The organism is Alteromonas lipotrueae, from assembly GCF_019249215.1.
Lineage (GTDB): Bacteria > Pseudomonadota > Gammaproteobacteria > Enterobacterales > Alteromonadaceae > Alteromonas > Alteromonas lipotrueae.
In genome coordinates, this window is the sequence record NZ_JAESDI010000006.1 from 112,064 (window position 1) to 130,496 (window position 18,433).

General features: G+C 43.2%; 15 protein-coding genes. 9 read left to right on the forward strand and 6 right to left on the reverse strand.

The features are described from left to right. Positions 1-26 precede the first annotated feature (26 nt). The 3 genes from JKP82_RS08350 (at position 27) to purF (ending at position 2,822) form a co-directional block, all read left to right on the forward strand. Complete coding sequence (locus JKP82_RS08350) at positions 27-635, forward strand: SPOR domain-containing protein (protein WP_159531821.1); 609 nt, start codon at positions 27-29, stop codon at positions 633-635. 160 nt (positions 636-795) lie between these two features. Next, a complete protein-coding gene (locus tag JKP82_RS08355) occupies positions 796-1,284 on the forward strand; it encodes a CvpA family protein (protein ID WP_013783505.1) in 489 nt (162 codons plus the stop codon). Positions 1,285-1,298: 14 nt separating this feature from the next. After that, positions 1,299-2,822: an amidophosphoribosyltransferase gene (gene purF, locus JKP82_RS08360; protein WP_159531819.1), complete on the forward strand. Its 1,524-nt coding sequence runs from the start codon at positions 1,299-1,301 to the stop codon at positions 2,820-2,822. 127 nt (positions 2,823-2,949) lie between these two features. Here the strand turns inward: purF and JKP82_RS08365 are convergent, their stop codons facing one another. Both JKP82_RS08365 and miaE read right to left on the reverse strand, forming a co-directional pair. Then, complete coding sequence (locus JKP82_RS08365; RefSeq protein ID WP_159531817.1) at positions 2,950-3,546, reverse strand: Yip1 family protein; 597 nt, start codon at positions 3,544-3,546, stop codon at positions 2,950-2,952. 461 nt (positions 3,547-4,007) lie between these two features. Then, entirely contained in the window at positions 4,008-4,766 is a 759-nt protein-coding gene (gene miaE, locus JKP82_RS08370) for a tRNA isopentenyl-2-thiomethyl-A-37 hydroxylase MiaE (RefSeq protein WP_218396613.1), read from the reverse strand. 140 nt (positions 4,767-4,906) lie between these two features. On the opposite strand from miaE, the gene JKP82_RS08375 reads away from it, so the two are divergent. Then, positions 4,907-5,518, forward strand: coding sequence for an acyl carrier protein phosphodiesterase (locus tag JKP82_RS08375; protein ID WP_159531813.1), 612 nt, complete (start codon positions 4,907-4,909; stop codon positions 5,516-5,518). On the opposite strand, the gene JKP82_RS08380 is transcribed toward JKP82_RS08375, so the two are convergent. Next, a complete protein-coding gene (locus JKP82_RS08380; protein ID WP_218396615.1) occupies positions 5,515-6,447 on the reverse strand; it encodes a LysR family transcriptional regulator in 933 nt (310 codons plus the stop codon). The genes JKP82_RS08375 and JKP82_RS08380 overlap by 4 nt on opposite strands. A gap of 137 nt (positions 6,448-6,584) precedes the next feature. Between JKP82_RS08380 and JKP82_RS08385 the strand changes: the two genes are divergently transcribed. The 5 genes from JKP82_RS08385 to JKP82_RS08405 all read left to right on the forward strand — a co-directional run bounded on the left by JKP82_RS08385 (position 6,585) and on the right by JKP82_RS08405 (position 14,349). After that, positions 6,585-7,610 (forward strand): zinc-binding alcohol dehydrogenase family protein, encoded by a 1,026-nt coding sequence (locus tag JKP82_RS08385; protein WP_218396617.1) that lies wholly within the window; start codon positions 6,585-6,587, stop codon positions 7,608-7,610. 365 nt (positions 7,611-7,975) lie between these two features. Beyond that, positions 7,976-10,216 carry a heparinase II/III domain-containing protein gene (locus JKP82_RS08390; protein ID WP_218396619.1) on the forward strand — a complete coding sequence of 747 codons (2,241 nt, stop codon included), beginning with the start codon at positions 7,976-7,978 and terminating at the stop codon, positions 10,214-10,216. A gap of 326 nt (positions 10,217-10,542) precedes the next feature. After that, the gene (locus tag JKP82_RS08395) at positions 10,543-11,040 is read left to right on the forward strand and encodes a (2Fe-2S)-binding protein (RefSeq protein ID WP_218396621.1); all 498 of its coding nucleotides are present in this window, start codon (positions 10,543-10,545) and stop codon (positions 11,038-11,040) included. After that, positions 11,040-12,062 carry an FAD binding domain-containing protein gene (locus JKP82_RS08400; protein WP_218396622.1) on the forward strand — a complete coding sequence of 341 codons (1,023 nt, stop codon included), beginning with the start codon at positions 11,040-11,042 and terminating at the stop codon, positions 12,060-12,062. The genes JKP82_RS08395 and JKP82_RS08400 overlap by 1 nt, the downstream gene beginning before the upstream one ends. Further along, entirely contained in the window at positions 12,052-14,349 is a 2,298-nt protein-coding gene (locus JKP82_RS08405) for a xanthine dehydrogenase family protein molybdopterin-binding subunit (protein WP_218396624.1), read from the forward strand. Before JKP82_RS08400 ends, JKP82_RS08405 begins: the two co-directional genes overlap by 11 nt. A gap of 159 nt (positions 14,350-14,508) precedes the next feature. Here the strand turns inward: JKP82_RS08405 and JKP82_RS08410 are convergent, their stop codons facing one another. The 3 genes from JKP82_RS08410 to JKP82_RS08420 all read right to left on the reverse strand — a co-directional run bounded on the left by JKP82_RS08410 (position 14,509) and on the right by JKP82_RS08420 (position 18,429). After that, positions 14,509-14,958, reverse strand: a complete 450-nt coding sequence (locus tag JKP82_RS08410) for a hypothetical protein (protein ID WP_218396626.1) — start codon at positions 14,956-14,958, stop codon at positions 14,509-14,511. Positions 14,959-15,501: 543 nt separating this feature from the next. Further along, the gene (locus tag JKP82_RS08415) at positions 15,502-16,437 is read right to left on the reverse strand and encodes a transposase (protein WP_159531797.1); all 936 of its coding nucleotides are present in this window, start codon (positions 16,435-16,437) and stop codon (positions 15,502-15,504) included. A 243-nt stretch (positions 16,438-16,680) separates the two neighbouring features. Beyond that, complete coding sequence (locus JKP82_RS08420; RefSeq protein WP_218396628.1) at positions 16,681-18,429, reverse strand: flotillin family protein; 1,749 nt, start codon at positions 18,427-18,429, stop codon at positions 16,681-16,683. Positions 18,430-18,433: the final 4 nt, after the last annotated feature.

Below are 18,433 nucleotides of genomic sequence, written 5' to 3' on the forward strand. Positions count from 1 at the left end.
AACAATAAGTTCAACAGGAGATAATAGTGACGTCGGCATTAAAGAATAGACTCGTGGGCACCATCATCATTGTGGCGCTGGCAGTTATTTTTTTACCAGACTTTCTCGATGGCAAGAAGCAAACCAATAAAGAACCGTTTGTATCTGTTCCTGCAAGTCCCCCTAAGAAACCTATTGTAGAGCCCGAAGCCTTTCCAAGTGAGCGGGTAGCTAAAGCTGCACAGTTGCCCGTAACGGTAACGGATGATAAGGCGTTGGATGATGAAGGTGCAACGTCCAATGTGCCCAGTGAGACTCAAGCGTTGCCTGAGCCGGTAGAGGCTTCAATAACGCCAGAAGATTCTCTTGCCAGTCAAACCATTGTTGAAGCACCGGATTCATCTACTGTGGATGACGCAGGTTGGGTTATACAACTTGGCAGCTTTCGCCATGAGAAAAACGTAAAGTCATTATTGAATAAGCTTGAAAAAGCGGGATATCGTGCGTTTAGCCGCCGGATAATGACTAACTCTGGCCCGCTTAACAAAGTGTTTGTTGGGCCAGACTTAGAAAAACAAAAATTAGAGGCAGCATTGCCACATTTACGTGAACTCACTGACCTGAAAGGGAAGGTCACCACGTTTAAAGTAGAATAGTGTAAACCCATTTATACACAGCACTTTCTACGCTATGAAAATCAGAAGCTAAAAATATTACACATTGGTAATCTTTCTGGCTTCTGTTAGAATGCGCGCCATCTCGCCAACGGCATGTCGCTACTAACAACTTCCGCGACTATAACGCAATTAAGAGACAATGAACTGGGTAGACTTTTCCATATTGGGTATCGTTGCGGTATCTACCTTAATAAGCCTTATTAGAGGGTTTGTTAAAGAAGCCATCTCTCTTGTGGTATGGTTTGGCGCACTCTTTATTGCCAGCCATTTTTATGCCGACTTAGCCGTATACTTTACTGCCATCGATGATTTGTATCTTCGAAATGGCGCTGCCATTGCCGCTTTATTTGTATCAACTCTGATGTTAGGCGGCATGTTAAATTTTGCAATTGGACAACTGGTTCAGGCAACAGGCCTGTCAGGTACCGATCGCGTTTTAGGCATTGTATTTGGAGCGCTCCGCGGAGTACTTATCGTTAGTGCGCTTCTCTTTTTCATGGACACTTTCTCTGCTGCTGCCTCATCGCAGTGGTGGCAAACGTCGGTACTTATTCCCGAATTTGGTGTCATTATTGAGTGGTTTTTCACGTATGTGAAAGGCTCCTCCAGTTTCTTAAATCCCGCTTGATATAGGTAACGCACATGTGTGGTATTGTCGGAATAGTTGGTAAAACACCAGTAGCTCAGTCTTTGTACGATGGTTTAACGGTAATCCAACATCGTGGACAGGACGCTGCTGGAATAATGACCATCGACCAAAATATGTTTAATTTGCGTAAGGCAAATGGTTTGGTTCGTGATGTATTTCATACGCGTCATATGAAGCGCTTATCGGGTAATATGGGTATTGGGCACGTTCGCTATCCTACCGCAGGTACCTCGAGTTCAGCCGAAGCACAGCCATTCTATGTGAACTCACCGTTTGGTATTGCTTTTGCGCACAATGGTAATTTAACCAACGCTCACGATTTGCAAGAAGAAGTATTTCGAATTGCCCGTCGTCATATTAACACCACATCTGATTCAGAGTTGTTGTTAAACATTCTTGCTCACGAGCTACAGCAAGTGGCAGGGCTAAGTGTTACTGCTGAACATATCTTTGAAGTAGTAACCAAAGTACACAAGAAAATTCGCGGTGCTTACGCGGTGGTAGCCGCAATTATCGGCCAAGGTATTGTGGCATTTCGTGACCCACACGGTATTCGCCCGTTAGCGCTAGGTAAGCGTATGACAGAGCTTGGCGAAGAGTGGATGGTAGCATCAGAAAGTGTGGCACTGGATGCGGTAGGCTTTCAATTCATCCGCGATGTGTCGCCAGGTGAGGCGGTGTACATTACTGAAAATGGCGAGCTTCATACCAGACAATGTGCTGAGAACCCCATTACCTCACCCTGTATTTTTGAGTTTGTGTATTTTGCACGCCCAGATAGCTTTATCGACGGTATTTCAGTTTATGCGTCTCGCGTGAATATGGGCCGTCGATTGGGTGAGAAAATTTCTCGTGAATGGAGTGATTTAGACATTGACGTCGTTATTCCTATTCCCGAAACGTCTATGGATGTGGCACTTCAAATTGCCAACACTTTAGATTTGCCGTACCGTCAGGGCTTTGTGAAGAATCGCTACATTGGCCGTACGTTCATTATGCCTGGCCAAACTATGCGTAAGAAGTCTGTGCGCCGTAAGCTAAACGCTATCTCGTCTGAATTTAAAGGCAAGAACGTACTGTTGGTTGATGACTCTATTGTTCGTGGTACTACATCAGGCCAAATTATTGAGATGGCCAGAGAATCTGGTGCTAAGAAGGTATACTTCGCCTCTGCAGCGCCTGAAATACGTTTTCCTAACGTGTATGGTATCGACATGCCTTCTGCCAACGAATTGATTGCCTATGGCCGAGAAATTGATCAAATAGCCGACCTTATTCAAGCTGACGGCCTTATCTTCCAAGATATCACTGATTTAGTGGAAGCTGTAAGGGAAGAAAATGATGCAATTCAACGTTTTGAAACTTCAGTCTTCGACGGTAACTACATTACCGGTGATGTAGACCAAGACTACCTTGAACGTATTGATATCTCGCGTGGAGAGAAGTCTCGTGAAGCGCCAATTCTGCAAGCAGAGTTGAGCAATTTAGATATGCACAATATCGATTCAAACGACTAGGCCAATTGCCAGCAGATAGTTATGGCTATGTGGTTAACTCATAAAAAAAGCCGCTATTAAGCGGCTTTTTTGTGTTTATTATTTTATGGCTGAATGGGTAAAGTAATTAACACTTTCTTTTTATTCGCTAGCTGGCGAAAATAGGGCCTGTTGTAATACCCCACAATAGTACTGCGCCAGTCATTAGAATAACCATTAACACGAGTCCACAGGTAACCACTGAGCTGGAATAGATAAACCCTTTTTCTTGTGGCAATTGCATCAACAAAGGCACACCAGAAAAAAGCAGATAGACTGAATAACCTACACCAACTAATAGTGCTGCCATTACCACCCAAAGCTCAGGGTACAAACCAGCAAAGCCCACCATAAATAATGGAGTAGCGGTGTAAGCGGCTAACTCTAATGATTGCGTGAAAGTAGTTGATGATTCAAACGCTTTAGCGAGCTCATGAATGACTACAGCCAAGGCTACTACGCCAGCAACTAAGCCGAAATACATACCCGTCGCCATTAATAGCGCACTGCTTTCGCTTAATTTTATTAGGTCTGAGCCCATACTCCAACCTGTGTAGGCCGTTGAGTAATACGCCACAATAGTGGGTATTAACGCAATAATAGCAATGTGGCTAAAAGCGTAGAAAAAGGTTTCTTGGCGTCGATCGATATTACGGCATTCTTCTTTTGGATGCGTGTACATCCCAATAACATGGTTTAAAAGCATTGTCCTTCGCCTCTGAGAAAGTCTGAAGAGTATTATTTATTATAAGAATCAATGTTAATACTGAAGTATAAAATGCAACATTTATTTTACACGGCAATTTTGCTACAGGATGATGAATCAGTCAAATAAATAGTGTGAAAAACAGGGCCTAAAATGCACTTATTTAGCTAATTGATGAAGGTGCACCAAGATGGGTCGAAGTCAGGCAGTCATTTGAGAGAAATGATGGCTAAATAGCCTAACAAATATAAGGATTATCTTAGGTAATGCGATGCCATCAATTAGGTATGAGCAACCAGATTTGGACATATTAACAAGAGGTAATAGTAGCTATGCAAGACTAAAAGGGAGTGAAACGAGAAGGTAGCAAGAAACGATGAGTTAAACGCGCGGCATGACACCACGCATTATCAACTTCCACCCCTTCATTTTAGAAAGCCTGTAAGGGCCTTATAAATACCTTAAGCTGGAAGCCCGCTATGGAATTTAAAATCGCTGTCACTGGTAGTGATTAATTCAGCTTCTACCTCACCAAAGTACGCAATTCTTTCTGAAATATCTTTGCCCGCGATATCGGTGGCCAGCGACAAGTAGTCTTGATAGTGCCTAGCTTCGGAGCGAAGCAAGGAAATATAAAATTCACCAAGCTTTGCATCTACGTGGGGCGCTAATTTTGCGAATCGCTCGCAAGAGCGTGCTTCGATATAAGCGCCACATATTAGTTTGTCGACTAACGCATCTGGCTCATGAGTTTTAACGTGCCTAAGTAATCCTTTTGCGTAGCGCGAAGGGGTGATGCTTCGATACTCAATATCGAAATTGTCCATCATCTCCAATACTTGATAAAAGTGATGTAACTCTTCTTTAATCAGCAGCACCATTTTATCAATAAGGTCTTGGCCGTATTTTGAATCAGAGCGTGGGATAACAGATTTCGACAGTTTATTTTTAGATAGTAAGTCTCGCCAGGCACCTTCACGTTTATACACGTATTGCTCGAAGGGTTGCAGCCACGCCAAAAGGGCATCGCTACTTTCTTTATCGACGGCATATTTTCGAATAAGAAACATGGCCGATTGAGATGCTTTAAGCTCACAAATCAAATGATCTAAAAGCAGCATGGAAAAGTTTTCAGGCTTTGTAGCTTCTTCAACCCATGCATCTGGTGTTGTAGCGTGTAAAAACCTATTTATGGGGGCGAGTAATTCTGCTGTATTCACTGTCTTTAAAACTAAATTAGGGCTAACGTAAACCACAATTGTACCACATTCATACTTCGAACCGATGGGGGACCTAGCAAATACCAAATAATATTTGTAGGGGGAAGCGATTTGCTCGTTAATTGGCGTATAATGGGACAATGAATTACCTCGCTCATCTTTTTTTAGCCCAACCCAATGCTGATTCTCACTACGGCAATTTACTTGGCGATTTTCGCAAAGGTGTAGCACTCGCCACGCTCAGTAATGGCGTTAGTAAAGGCCTAGAAAACCACTATACGGTAGATAAGTTTACTGACAGTCATGCTAGTGTGAAACAAGCAAAAGCGCTGTTTAAACCTGAGCACAGGCGTTTTGCACCCGTGGCGATAGATATGCTGTTCGATCATCTATTAATTACGCATTGGGCGCGGTTCTCTAACATTCCCTTTGAATCATTTTGTGAGCACAGCTTTTCGTTATTGGAAAAGAAGCTGCCTGTTATGCCCACATCTATGCAGCGTAGTGTTTCTCATATGATTACGCACAACTGGTTTGCAGACTACGCGGAGTTTGAAGGGATAGGTTTCGCTATACAGGCGGTAGCGAAGCGCATACGATTTAAAAATGATTTTGCTCAATGCGTGCAAGATATAGAAGCAAACTTCACGCCCTTGAATAGCCTATTTCTAGGCTTTTTTCCGGCCCTAATTGAACATGTTCAGCAACACGGGCCTGAGCGCGGTACTCCCAGCGGACTTATCACGGTTTAGATTCGCTCCTCGGCAAAAATACCTGCCGCCACCAACTGTTGTAATTGGTATTGGCATTGAGTCCTAAGGGTATCTCTTAGCAACCTTACGGCGGGCGTTATGGATTGCCTACTAGGGCAAATTAGCCATAATTGGGTAGGTTTAACAATATAGTCAGGCATTAACGCCACTGCGCGGTTATTAAGTAGGTCGTCGCACATGTCTAAACTAGACTTTACCGCAAGGCCATGACCATTCACACACCATCTTCGCACCATGTCGCCGTCATTAGCAGCACGGTTACCCTGCATTTTAATTTTCACGGGTTGATTGTTGCGGGTAAGTTCCCACTCGTTATAAATAATATCGTGTAGCTGATAAAAAAGGCCGTTGTGTTTAGGTAGGTCTTCTAAGGTTTTTGGTGTGCCGTGCTTCTTTAAATAAGCGGGGGAGGCGACCAACAACCTAGGCACCTCACATATTTTAAAGCCGTATAAACTGGCATCGTTTGGCGAGCCGTAACGAAGGGCGATATCAACAGGGTCGCGATAAAAATCGATATTGCTGTCACTTAAATGCAGCTTCATGGTGATACCAGTGTGCTCATCCATAAAGCTATTAAGCCTAGGGGCAATAACATTGCGGCCTAAATCTGACGATAAGCCTATGCGTAATTCGCCCTCAATATTTCCCGTATCTTCTTGCAAGTTTTGCTTTGCGTGTTCAAGCATGGTGATGGCTTGCTCGCAAACAGGTAAATAACGCTCACCCGCAGCAGAAAGGCGAAGCGAACGAGTTGTTCGAATAAAAAGGTCGGAACCTAGCGTACTTTCAACTCGTTTAACTGCAGCACTAGCAGTTGCTGTGCGCATGTCTAAGCTAGATGCTGCGGCAGTAATACTGCGAAACTCAGCGACCTTTAAAATAACAATGAGATCTTCAAGTAACATAGATTATCTATTTTCTATTGAAAATGTTTCAAATATTGTGCTGTTTAATTTGAAACAGTCAAGGCGTATTATATTCTCATTGCATATGAATATGCACATTCGTTCAGTATTTTACTTAAGCAGAAGGGGATTTCTCGATGAAAGCAATTGGATACACTACATCTTTACCTATAACAGATGAAAACGCACTAACGGATGTAGAGCTTGCCAAGCCTGCCGCGTCGGGACGGGATGTGTTGGTGAAAATCAATTCTATTGCCGTTAACCCAGTAGATTTTAAAATTCGCCAACGTGTATCGCCTGAAAATGGTGAACCTAAAATTTTGGGGTGGGATGCGGTAGGTGAAGTGGTTGAAGCTGGTGATGATGTAGAAACCTTGGAAGTAGGTGATAGAGTATATTACGCGGGCGATTTAACGCGCCAAGGCACTAATGCTGAATTCCAGTTAGTAGACGAACGCATTGTTGGCCATGCTCCGAAAAGCTTGTCTGATAGCGAAGCGGCGGCATTACCGCTTACCGCGATAACTGCATGGGAATTATTGTTCCAACATTTGGCGCTTGAAAAACAACAAGCGGGTAATACCAAGAAAACTGACGAAACCGTGTTGGTAGTAGGCGCGGCTGGCGGGGTTGGTTCAATCATGCTTCAACTGCTAAAAACCTTAACCGGTGCTACGGTTATTGCCACTGCTTCTCGTGAAAGTTCTATACAGTGGGTTAAGAGCTTGGGTGCTGATTATGTCGTTAACCACCGCCAACCATTAGCTGAACAAATTACTGCGCTAAATATTGGGCCAGTTACACATGTGGCAAGCTTGAACGCCACTGATGCATATCTCGATGCCTACGTAGAAATCATGAAGCCTATGGGTAAAATTGCGCTTATTGACGACCCTGAAGCATTAGATATTTCAAAGCTCAAGCCTAAAAGTATATCGTTGCATTGGGAGTTTATGTTTACCCGTTCAATGTTCCAAACAGAAGATATGAGCGCCCAAGGTGAGTTGCTATCCGATGTTGCCGCGTTAATTGATGCAGGCCACGTAAAAACGACAGTAGGCAAGCATTTGGGTAAGATTAATGCGGCGAACTTAATTGAAGCGCATAAGACCCTAGAAGCAGGCACAGCAATTGGAAAAATCGTTTTAGAAGGTTTCTAACTTGTTTGTTGGGGGATCGTATATCGAGTTTGATGTGATAAAACTAGCTCAATGCAATTTTGACTAGCGAAACATAACGTATTCAACGTGGCGTACTAAGTGGTACGTCACGTTTATCATCCTATTCACGTTTTTATTTAGTACCTGCCTATACAAGATTTTTTAGTAAAAATACTACAGCTGATTGCATTTTGAACAAATGATTGATTGTTTTTGCGTTTTCTCCCAGTGGTCAGCTTTTATACCTTAGAGGTTCTGTTATTGTACTAATCCTCAATTCGCTATCTTCTTATTAACAATTTTTACCCTACACCCATTGTTAATAAATTCTAAAAAGGCGAAGTGTTAAAAACGGAACTTATAATATGAATATAAAAAAATTTACCCTTACGTTATTAACGGTGGGCATAACTATGTCGCCTTTTACCCTGCAAGCAACAGAACACCCTAATCTTATTCTTACCAAACCTGGTGTGGAAAGAATGAGAGACAATTTAGGCCAAGTTCCCCTGTTTGACACAACATTATCAAGTGTTAAGCAGGAAGTAGATGCAGAAATTGCTATGGGAATTGATACGCCTATTCCTAAAGACTTTTCAGGCGGTTATACCCATCAACGCCACAAGCAAAACTTCTTTGTAGCTCAAAAAGCCGGTGTGTTGTATCAGGTATTGAACGACGAAAAATACGCAAAATACATTCGCGATATGTTGTTTCAGTATGAAGCCATGTACAAAGATTTACCGCTTCACCCTCAAGAACGCTCGTATTCACGTGGTAAATTGTTTTGGCAGTGCTTAAACGACAGTAACTGGTTGGTTTACATGAGCCAAGCTTATGATGCCATTTACGATTATCTTTCTGCTGAAGAACGGGAAACGCTAGAAACGAATTTGTTCCGTCCGTTCGCTGATTTTATCTCACTAGAGAACCCGCAGTTTTTCAATCGCGTTCACAACCATAGCACGTGGGGCATCGCGGCGGTCGGTATGATTGGCCTAGTAATGAACGACGAAGAACTTATTCAGCGTGCCTTGTATGGTATTGAAGATGATGGTTTAGAAGTAGGCGGTAAAGATAACGACGGTGGCACCATTAAGGTAGAAGGTCAGCGCAAAGGCTTCTTTGCTAACTTAGAAGAACCTTTCTCGCCCGATGGCTATTATACCGAAGGACCATATTACCAACGCTATGCAATGTATCCTTTCCTTATTTTTGCTTTAGCAATGGACAACAGCCGTCCAGACTTAAAAGTACTTCAGCACAAAGACAATGTGTTATTGAAAGGCGTAAACGCGCTTCTTAATTTGTCTGATGCTGATGGTGAATTCTTCCCAATTAACGATGCCCAAAAAGGGATGTCTTATTACAAGAGCTCCTTGGTGAGTGCGGTGGATTTAGCTTATTTCTACGGTGATAAGAATCCACAACTGCTTAGTGTTGTTGAAAAACAAGGCGAAGTGTTATTGCAAGAATCAGGGCTACAAGCGGCAATTGACGTTCGCGATGGTAAGGTTGAACCTTTTATCAAGCAATCAGTGAACTTAAGTGACGGCGTGAATGGCAAGCAAGGTGGCATAGGTGTGTTGCGCCAAGGTGATGAAGATATGACCTTGGTGTTTAAGTATGCGGGCCAAGGCTTAAGTCATGGCCATTACGACAAACTTTCTTTTTCAATGTATGAAAAAGGCGAGGAAGTACTACAAGATTACGGTTTAGCTCGTTTTGTAAATATTGAGCAAAAAGGTGGCGGTAACTACTTAAAAGAAAACAAAACGTGGGCGAAAACCACCATTGCGCACAACACGTTGTCAATAAATCAGAAGAAACATTTTAACGGCGATTACGATATTGCAAGTCAGCATCATTCTGAATTATTTACTTTTGATGCTGAACGTGAAGATATCAAAGTGGTGAGTGCGACAGAAGAAAATGCGTACCCTGGTACCTTGATGCACCGCACTATGGCTATGGTCGCTAACGACAACTTCGAAAAGCCGTTCGTGTTAGACATTATGCGTGTTGAGTCAGATAAGAAAAATCAGTATGACTTTCCGTTCTACTATTTTGGCCAAGTATTAGATATGAACTTCAAATACGATACGCCAACGAGCCTGAATCCGTTAGGTGATGATAATGGCTATCAACATTTATACGTTGAAGGAAAAGGCGATGCGGCTGACCACAACACTCAGTTTTCGTGGTTGAGTAATGGTAAGTATTACACCATCACATCTATCACTAACAGTGAAGATGAAGTGTTTTTTACCCGTATAGGCGCTAACGACCCTGAGTTTAACTTACGACGCGATCCTGCCATCATGCTTCGCAGAAGTGATACACAGGATACCCTGTTCGTATCGGTAGTAGAGCCTCATGGGTCATATAGCCCAGTAAGTGAATCATCACAGAATTCAAAAAGTAGTATTACTGATTTGAGCGTGATGATTGATAGCGAAGCCTATACAGGTATTAAAATTACCGACGTTAAAGGCACGGAGCAAGTGTTTATTATCTCCAATGAAGATGCGTCGCAAAACGCGAAACATAGTGTGAAAGTAGACGGTAAAAAGTATAGCTGGACGGGCCCTTACTTTTACCAGTAATTTGGTCGCTATAGAAATTACGGCATAAAATCAAAGCATCGTAATGACAGGTTCAAGGAAAAGTGTAAGTGAACGCTGTTTTTAAATAGCAATGCTTTTCGTAATGAAATGCGCAGTGTAACTAAAGCCGCACCAACTCCAATAGTCGTCGTTAGCATTCAGATGTTATCGGCAATCTAAAGAGCGTGCGGTTTTTCTTTTTTAAATCGCAACATCAAATGCTGAACCAAACATAAAAAGGGGGCGTAGTGAAAAGGTGAACGACAAATATTCAGCTAACTCCTGAGCAGTAACGGATTGATAGCTGTACGGTATAGGAAAACGCCATGTCTACACTTTTTGTAAATGAAGAAGCTTACCCCCTCCCTGAAGATCCAAGAACCACGCTACTCGATTTTTTACATCAACATCTCTCTATGTTTGGCGCCAAAAAAGGCTGCGACCACGGTCAATGCGGTGCCTGTACCGTATTAGTTGACGGAGAGCGAATAAATGCGTGTTTGGTTTTCACCTTTCAGCTTGAAGGAAAATCGGTTACCACTATTGAAGGAATAGCCAAGAATGATGAGTTACACCCCCTACAAAAGGCCTTTGTAGAGCGGGATGCTTTTCAGTGCGGCTATTGTACTTCGGGGCAAATTTGCTCAAGTGTGGCATTGCTTGGTGAGCGAGCAGCAAAGAACCCCAGTGCGGTAACCTGTGGTCCTGATTACTCATCTAAAGAAGATATCAGGGAAAGAATGAGCGGCAATTTGTGCCGCTGTGGCGCTTATCCCAATATTGTTGATGCAATACAAGATGTTATTGCTTTGGAGCCACAATAATGAACCCCTTTAGCGTACAGCATATAAAGCATACTCAAGATATTACCGGTTTATCAACCGAAGACCGCGCTAAGTATATTGCTGGAGGTACTAATCTTATCGACTTGATGAAACTTCAGGTTGAAACCCCTTCACAGTTGATTAATTTAAGCCAATGGGAAGATGAGCAGAGTATTACTGAACACGACGATCATTATCGTGTTGGTGCCATGGTTACGAATACGGCACTCGCCAACTATGCCTATCACAAGCCATCACTCTCCTTGCTATCTCAAGCATTATTAAGCGGCGCCACGGTACAACTTCGAAATAGAGCGACCACCGGAGGCAATCTACTACAACGAACGCGGTGCTACTATTTTTACGATACCACTAATGCCTGCAATAAGCGCCAACCTGGTTCAGGGTGTGCGGCATTAACAAGCATGAACCGTATTCATGCCATTTTAGGTACTAGTGATGATTGCATTGCCACTCATCCATCAGACATGGCTGTAGCTATGATAGCCCTAGATGCAAAAGTGCTGCTAACCGCAAAATCAGGTGAGGAAAGGGGGGTACCAGTACGTGAATTTTACTGCGAGCCCGGTAGTACACCTCATATAGAAAATATTCTCGAGAATGAAGAGGTTATTACTGCCGTCATTATTCCAAAACAACGTCATGGCAGCCAATATTACCGTAAGGTGCGTGACCGTTCTTCTTATGCCTTTGCTTTGGTATCGGTAGCTGCTGGGCTTGTGGTAAAAGGCAATAGAATTGAAAAGGTTACATTAGGCTTTGGCGGGGTAGGAACTAAACCTTGGTTCCCTGCGAGCGCTATTAAAATGCTTATAGGCGCTGAGTTTTCTGATGAAGTTTTAGACCTCGCTATTGATGCTGAGTTGGCCGATGCGAAGGTATATGGCAGTAACAATTTCAAACCTGATTTACTCCGTAATACATTCAAAAGCGTACTGAATTCACTTTATGAACATCAGTGTGAAAATGATGATTACGAAGGAGCGCTTTATGAAAATTGATACTTCGAAAAACGTATTAGGAAAGCCGATAAATCGTGTAGATGGTGTTTTAAAAGTAACTGGACACGCACGTTATGCAGCCGAGCAGCAGTTCGATGAAAAAGCGTTAGTGGGGTGGCTGGTATCTTCTGACACTGCCGTAGGAGAAATTACTCATTTATCGACAGAGAAAGCTGAAAAGGCAGAGGGCGTGCATGCTGTACTAACCTATAAAAATGCTGGACCGCTTAAGCCATTCAGTAAGCCCGCAAGCGAAAGCCGTTTTACGCAGAGTAGGGCTGTACTAAACGAGCCTCATATTCGTCATTTTGGTGCGCCAGTTGCTTTAGTCATTGCTGATACATTGGAGCAAGCCCGTTATGCTGCGAGTTTGGTTGAGTATACGATTGATGCTAAAAGTCCAGATTTGCTTCTATCTTCAGAGCAGGCCACTACCGTGCCTGATTCCCTTGATGGCGGATTTGAAGCTGATGTCGAAAGTGGAAATAGCAGCCATGATAAAAAGGCAGTGGAGATAGAGGCTGACTATACCACCCCCTCTCAAATATCCGCGGCCATGGAGCCACATGCAACCATTGCAAACTTTGATGGCGAAAAGCTAAGCGTGTATACCAGTGTGCAAATTATTGCATCAGCAGTGGACGCGTTAGCGGTTACTTTCGAATTAGATGAAGAGAACATTGAGGTGAAAAGCCCCTTTATTGGGGGAGGTTTTGGTTCTAAACTAGGTTTGCATTACGATGCCGTATTGGCCTGTTTAGGGGCGCGATATTTGAAGCGACCGGTGAAGGTTGTTCTAAGCAGACGCCAGGTATTTTACAATGCGCCTCATAGAGGACATAGTTTTCAGCAGATGCATTTGAGTTGCGACAGTGATGGTTTGATAGGTGATATTGAACATCATAGTGCTATGCCGAAAGCAAAAGGTTACGAGTTTGCCGAGGCTACTGGAGCGGGAGCACGTGTAACGTATGCTGCAGAATTTATAAACAGTACCCATAGAATAAAGGATGCAGACACCCCGCTTATCGATTCTACACGTTCGCCTGGCGATGCCATTGGCTCGCTGGCGTTTGAATCGGCCATAGATGAATTAGCCCTAAAAGCGGGGATAGATCCGCTTACCTTTCGAATTAAAAACCTACCTGAAGTTCACCCTGTTAGTGGTAAGCGCTTTACTACCCATAGGTTGGGAGATTGCTTACAAGAAGGGGCACAGAAATTTGGGTGGCAACATAAACCAGCGCCCAAGCCTGGGAAATTAATAGGCCATGGCGTGGCAAGTGCTATGCGTATGAACGTTCTGGTACCCAGTGCAGCCAGCATAAGCCTCGACAGCAATGGAAAGCTTACTGTGCGTTCGGATATGACAGATATCGGAACGGGATCTTACACCATTTTGGCGCAGATAGCGGCAGGCGCATTCCATTCACAGCTTGATAGTGTAGATGTACAACTTGGTGATAGCAGCTTGCCACCATCCTGTGGTTCTGGGGGCTCTTTCGGCGCGGCAAGTACAGGCTCAGCATTAATGAAGGCCTGCGAGTTGTTGAAGCAATCGTTGAAGAAAACACTCAAACAAAAGTTGCCAAACCTTACGTCGGAATGTGAGTTGGTGTTAGAAGGCAACATGCTGGTGGTTTACGAAACCGATGTGGACACCCACACTACAACAAATCTGGACACACACATTAAGAGAGCAGATGTGGACACACACACTAATAGTAGTGAGCCGCAGCGTTTTCTTTTAAGTGAGCTTATCGATAAGGATAATTTTCCACTAACTGAAATAGGTGAAGTGGGAGAAGATGATACAAGTGAAGACGAACAGTATTCTTGTGGCGCTCATTTCGTAGAAGTGGAAGTGGACACCCACACAGGTGAAGTGCGACTGAAAAGACAATATGGCATTTTTTCAGCGGGTAAAATCCTCAATGTTAAAACGGCGTCTTCGCAAATTAAAGGCGGTATGGTGTGGGGGGCAGGGTATGCACTTACCGAAGCCATTCATCATCACACCGATTCGGCCAGTTTTATCAACCCCGACTTCGGCGAGTATCATATTGCAGTTAACCGCGATATTGCTGATGTCACCTTAGATTTCCTAGAAACGCCAGATTATGAAGCATCTCCTATTGGCGCCAAAGGCATTGGCGAACTCGGTATTACAGGCGCAGGAGCTGCTATTGCCAATGCGATTGCAGATGCAACGGGCGTGCGAATTCGAGAATTTCCGATCACAATGGATAAGGTAATGGAAGGACTGCAAAATAAGCGTGGAGGTTAGGCATGAGGTTCGTTAAGGATATATGGCGAACCAATAGGCTTTAACCGAAAGAGTAGTAACTATTATCTTCAATTTTGGAAAGATAAAATTATGTGTGACTCATAATTCGCAAGGACGCGATGAGTCACACGTCGAGAGGTTCGATATAAATCACATAGATTATTTTAAAATTATTTCACGTAACATATATTCCCCGGTCAAGGTACGGATTTTGGGGTACCCGGCGCTGAGTTCTTCAGACATAGTTTGATTGTCTTCCCCCCATTTTTTCATAAAAGCTTCATATTTTTTCTTACTGGGCTCCAAATCAGAGAGCTTCTCATAGGTAACGACTAATAGCATATTGAAGTCACCAGTTAATGGGAGTTCACTTGCGTATATTTTCCAGTCCTTGATGTAACCCATATCTTTTTGAATTTGGACTGCTTTAGCCCATGATTGCTGTAACCCAGCTAAATACATGTCTTCCATATTGGGGGCGACTTTAACCATGGTCATTGAGACAAGCTCGGTACCAATATCAAAATCTTCATAGACATCAAGGCGATCTTTGGCTTGTAGGTTTGTACAAACGCCAATTAACGTAAGGATTAAAAGTATAATTTTCATGCATTATCTCCTGATAATATTGAAGTGAGTTAATGCCCCCTACTTCAAATTCCAAGAGACTTGCGGAGTGTAACAGTTTTTATGGGTTGGTTAAATTTCATACAGATTTTATTTTTACTTCAATCTAAAAATCGAGTATCTCGATAGAGCTCCAATATCTAAAAGCTCCAATATTTAGACACCCATACTTCTGCAACGATATAGGGTACTTATCTATCTGAAGTTTTAGTAATTCGCTTAAACCTTCAACCTTGAGACACTCACTCAAGTTCAAACTGCTAATGCAATATAATCACATTTCTCGGGCTATAAAACAGGAGCAAATTAAGACAGCCACCTTTAGGGAATGTATAGAATATCTGCTTTTAGGAGTAAATCATTTCCCTTCTCGTTGCTGGAAGTGACTTGTCAGTGAGGTTGGAACAATACGTATATCGCTTGTAACTATTGCTTGAAATCTAGCATTTTTTATAAAATGGAACGAACGCTTAGTTACTATTAGAAGAGTTGCGCTGAGGGTGCCGTTTAGGTTTATACAGTTAGTTAAGCGGTTTCCAGTATCTTCTGTCTCCGTATAGCTATTGAAAGACTAATTGACGATGAAAACTGTTTTTCAATCCCTTGGCACATGCCTTCCCAGTCAATATTTTGTAGTCCAGTGCGAACAAGAATAGGTGAGAGAATATTGGAAATATAGCCATTTTGATCCGAACGGATTTTTCTTCCCAATTTATCGACGAGCTCTAGGTAATCATCGAGTAGAAAAGGGAGCCCTTTAATTGTATTCCCGTTACCTGCAAAAGGTTGTAAATGCCGAGGTTGCTTTCCAATCCTAGCTGCAGCAACTCTTTTTTTGATACTTGTGAAATCAGATTGTTCTGGGGTTTCTGATAAACCTACGCGCAACGGATTCAAATCGACATATGCCATGCAGGCGGCCAAGGCAGCTTCATCAAGTAATGATTGAGATTTAAACCTACCCTCCCAAAAACGTCCGGTACATTCGTCTTCTTTGTTTGCTAGACGCGCAATAAACTCATTTAAAAGCCGCATAAACCAACTGATATCGTGCAACCTTTGACGATATATATTTGCTGTTGCTATTACGGATTCTATTTGGGCGTCTGAAAGTAAGCTACGCTGTTCAGCTTGCATATACTGACGGGTTAAGTTTGTGCCTTTGTGGAGCGTATGCCAACGTTTCAATACTTCGTGAGTAGTCCACGATAAGGCTTCATCTCTGTCGACATGCAAAACGACGTGTGTGTGGTTGCTCATCACTGCATAGGCACAAACGTTAATAGCGAATATACTGGCTAGTTTAATTAGCCTAGCTTCAACCCACTGACGGCGATGCTCGTAGCTCTTTCCGCTGTAATGGTCTTCACCACACAGGAACGCTCTGCGCACGCACCGCGAAATACAATGGTAGTAAGGGGTATCTTGTAAGCAGATGAGCGATTTTCGAGGGCGAGGCATAGCGTAAACTCAGTAATCTTTATAAGTGTCACAATAGTGCCGTTTACATGAATATTAATATACTGAACTTGGGGCGGGTTTGTGTGGCTGTCCAAGCTTAAGTTGCTAGTTTAAGCGAGGCATCGAAAATGAAGTTCGGTGGGTGTCCAAGTTTTGCTTAGAGAAAGTGAAAATAACCTATCGATATGAAATAAAGAAGCCCCTGAAAGGGGGCTTCTTTATGAGTTTATCGGCTACGCAATACTATTCCGCCAATGCATCGGGTTCAGGAGGTTTGGGGGCTTTTATGACAGGTGCGTTAGCAGCTGTACCTGTTAGTATTTCACTTTTGCCAGTAAGTAAGTCATCGAGGGTACCACTTTCACTGTTTACCAAGCCGACTTCCCGAAGCATTGCGTCAACTACAGGCGCATTTGCTCGGTAACTTAAAGCCGCTTGTGTGACCTGGTCTGCTAAACCGCTACCTGTCGCAACGGTTTGGCCACTACCAGATTGACCGCTCCCTTGACCGTAGCCTTGAAGAATTTTAATACCTTCGATGTTCTCAAGAGGCTTAACTGCTTGCGCGATAAGCTCAGGTAAAACTTCCATCATAGCTAGCGACTTTTGAAGTTCGATCTGTTCATCTTTAAGTGTATTTTCTGCTTCATAAAGTGCCTGTTTACCTGCGGCTTCTACGGCAAGCACTTTCTCGTCTGCTTCAGCTTGTAGCATTTTCGCATCAGCGCTGGCTTTTGCTTCCGTTAAAATGGCTTCAGCAGTATTTTCAGCAGCCTCTTTCTTTGCAGCTGCTTCAACAGTAATATTCACCGCATCACGTTCCGCTTCTTTTTGCGCATCAATGACTTCAATTTGCTTCTTACGTTCAGCATCGGCTACCAATTTAGCGGTGATAACAGCTTCTTCTTTTTCTACTTTGGTTTTCTCTGCTTCTGCGGCTTTCGCGCGCGCCGCCGATTCTTCTTCAGACTTATTTGCAACCGCAATTTGTTTTACTTGCTCAGCAACTTCTACTTCTTGCTGTTGACGAATACGCGCTTGTTCAAGAGCCTGACTCTTAGCGATTTCTTGAGTTTCTATCTCGCGAGACTTTTCAATTTCGGCAGCTTCAATTGCGCGATTTTTAGCAATCTCTGCTTCGCGCTCTTCACGCTCTTTCATTTCTCGCTGCTTCGAGATTTCCGCTTTTTGTTCTTGGCGTTTAAACGCAAGGGTTTGCTCCTGCATCAAACGGGCTTCTTCTTCATCGCGCTTTACTTCTAAAGACTGTTTCTCTGCAGCCAAGTTACGTTGTTCAATAAGAATACGGTTCTCTTGTTGAATATCGTTGGTTTCTTTGCGCTTTTCTTCAATAATTTTAGCAAGACGAGCACGACCTTCAGCATCGAATGCGTTGTTTTCATTGAAAAATTCAAGGTCGGTTTGATCGAAACCAGTTAAACTGACTGATTCCAACTCCAAACCGTTCTTTTCTAAATCGTTAGCCACGCTCTGTTGTACTTTCTGTACGAAATCGGCACGTTGTTCGTGCATTTCCGTCATGGTCATCTCGGCTGCCACGGCGCGAAGCACGTCAACAAACTTAGACTCCATTAGCTTTTTAACTTCTTCAGCTCGGGTTGTGCGTGTACCTAATGTTTGCGCTGCCATAGAAATTCCGGCTGAATTAGGCGCTACACGAAGATAGAAGTCAGCTTTAACATCAACGCGCATTCTGTCTTTCGTTATAAGCGCATCTTTCTGCGTTTTTTCCACCTCTATCCGCAGTGTGTTCATATTGACTGGAATAATTTCATGTACAACAGGAAGTACAACTGCACCCCCGTCTTTAATAACTTTTTCACCACCAAGTCCGGTTCGAACAAAGGCGGTTTCTTTGGTCGCTCGAGTGTACAGTTTGGCAAAAATAAGCCCAATAGTGATAAGGGCTACTACAATAATACCTGCAATAAATAGCAATGAAGGTAAGTTTGACGTTTGAAGGGTTTCCATACTC

Bases quoted from the DNA above. Each gene is read 5' to 3' on its own strand.
- JKP82_RS08355 (WP_013783505.1), top strand. From the start codon at position 796: ATGAACTGGGTAGACTTTTCCATATTGGGTATCGTTGCGGTATCTACC.
- purF (WP_159531819.1), top strand. From the start codon at position 1,299: ATGTGTGGTATTGTCGGAATAGTTGGTAAAACACCAGTAGCTCAGTCT.
- JKP82_RS08365 (WP_159531817.1), bottom strand. From the start codon at position 3,546: ATGCTTTTAAACCATGTTATTGGGATGTACACGCATCCAAAAGAAGAA.
- JKP82_RS08375 (WP_159531813.1), top strand. From the start codon at position 4,907: ATGAATTACCTCGCTCATCTTTTTTTAGCCCAACCCAATGCTGATTCT.
- JKP82_RS08380 (WP_218396615.1), bottom strand. From the start codon at position 6,447: ATGTTACTTGAAGATCTCATTGTTATTTTAAAGGTCGCTGAGTTTCGC.
- JKP82_RS08385 (WP_218396617.1), top strand. From the start codon at position 6,585: ATGAAAGCAATTGGATACACTACATCTTTACCTATAACAGATGAAAAC.
- JKP82_RS08390 (WP_218396619.1), top strand. From the start codon at position 7,976: ATGAATATAAAAAAATTTACCCTTACGTTATTAACGGTGGGCATAACT.
- JKP82_RS08395 (WP_218396621.1), top strand. From the start codon at position 10,543: ATGTCTACACTTTTTGTAAATGAAGAAGCTTACCCCCTCCCTGAAGAT.
- JKP82_RS08400 (WP_218396622.1), top strand. From the start codon at position 11,040: ATGAACCCCTTTAGCGTACAGCATATAAAGCATACTCAAGATATTACC.
- JKP82_RS08405 (WP_218396624.1), top strand. From the start codon at position 12,052: ATGAAAATTGATACTTCGAAAAACGTATTAGGAAAGCCGATAAATCGT.
- JKP82_RS08410 (WP_218396626.1), bottom strand. From the start codon at position 14,958: ATGAAAATTATACTTTTAATCCTTACGTTAATTGGCGTTTGTACAAAC.
- JKP82_RS08415 (WP_159531797.1), bottom strand. From the start codon at position 16,437: ATGCCTCGCCCTCGAAAATCGCTCATCTGCTTACAAGATACCCCTTAC.
- JKP82_RS08420 (WP_218396628.1), bottom strand. From the start codon at position 18,429: ATGGAAACCCTTCAAACGTCAAACTTACCTTCATTGCTATTTATTGCA.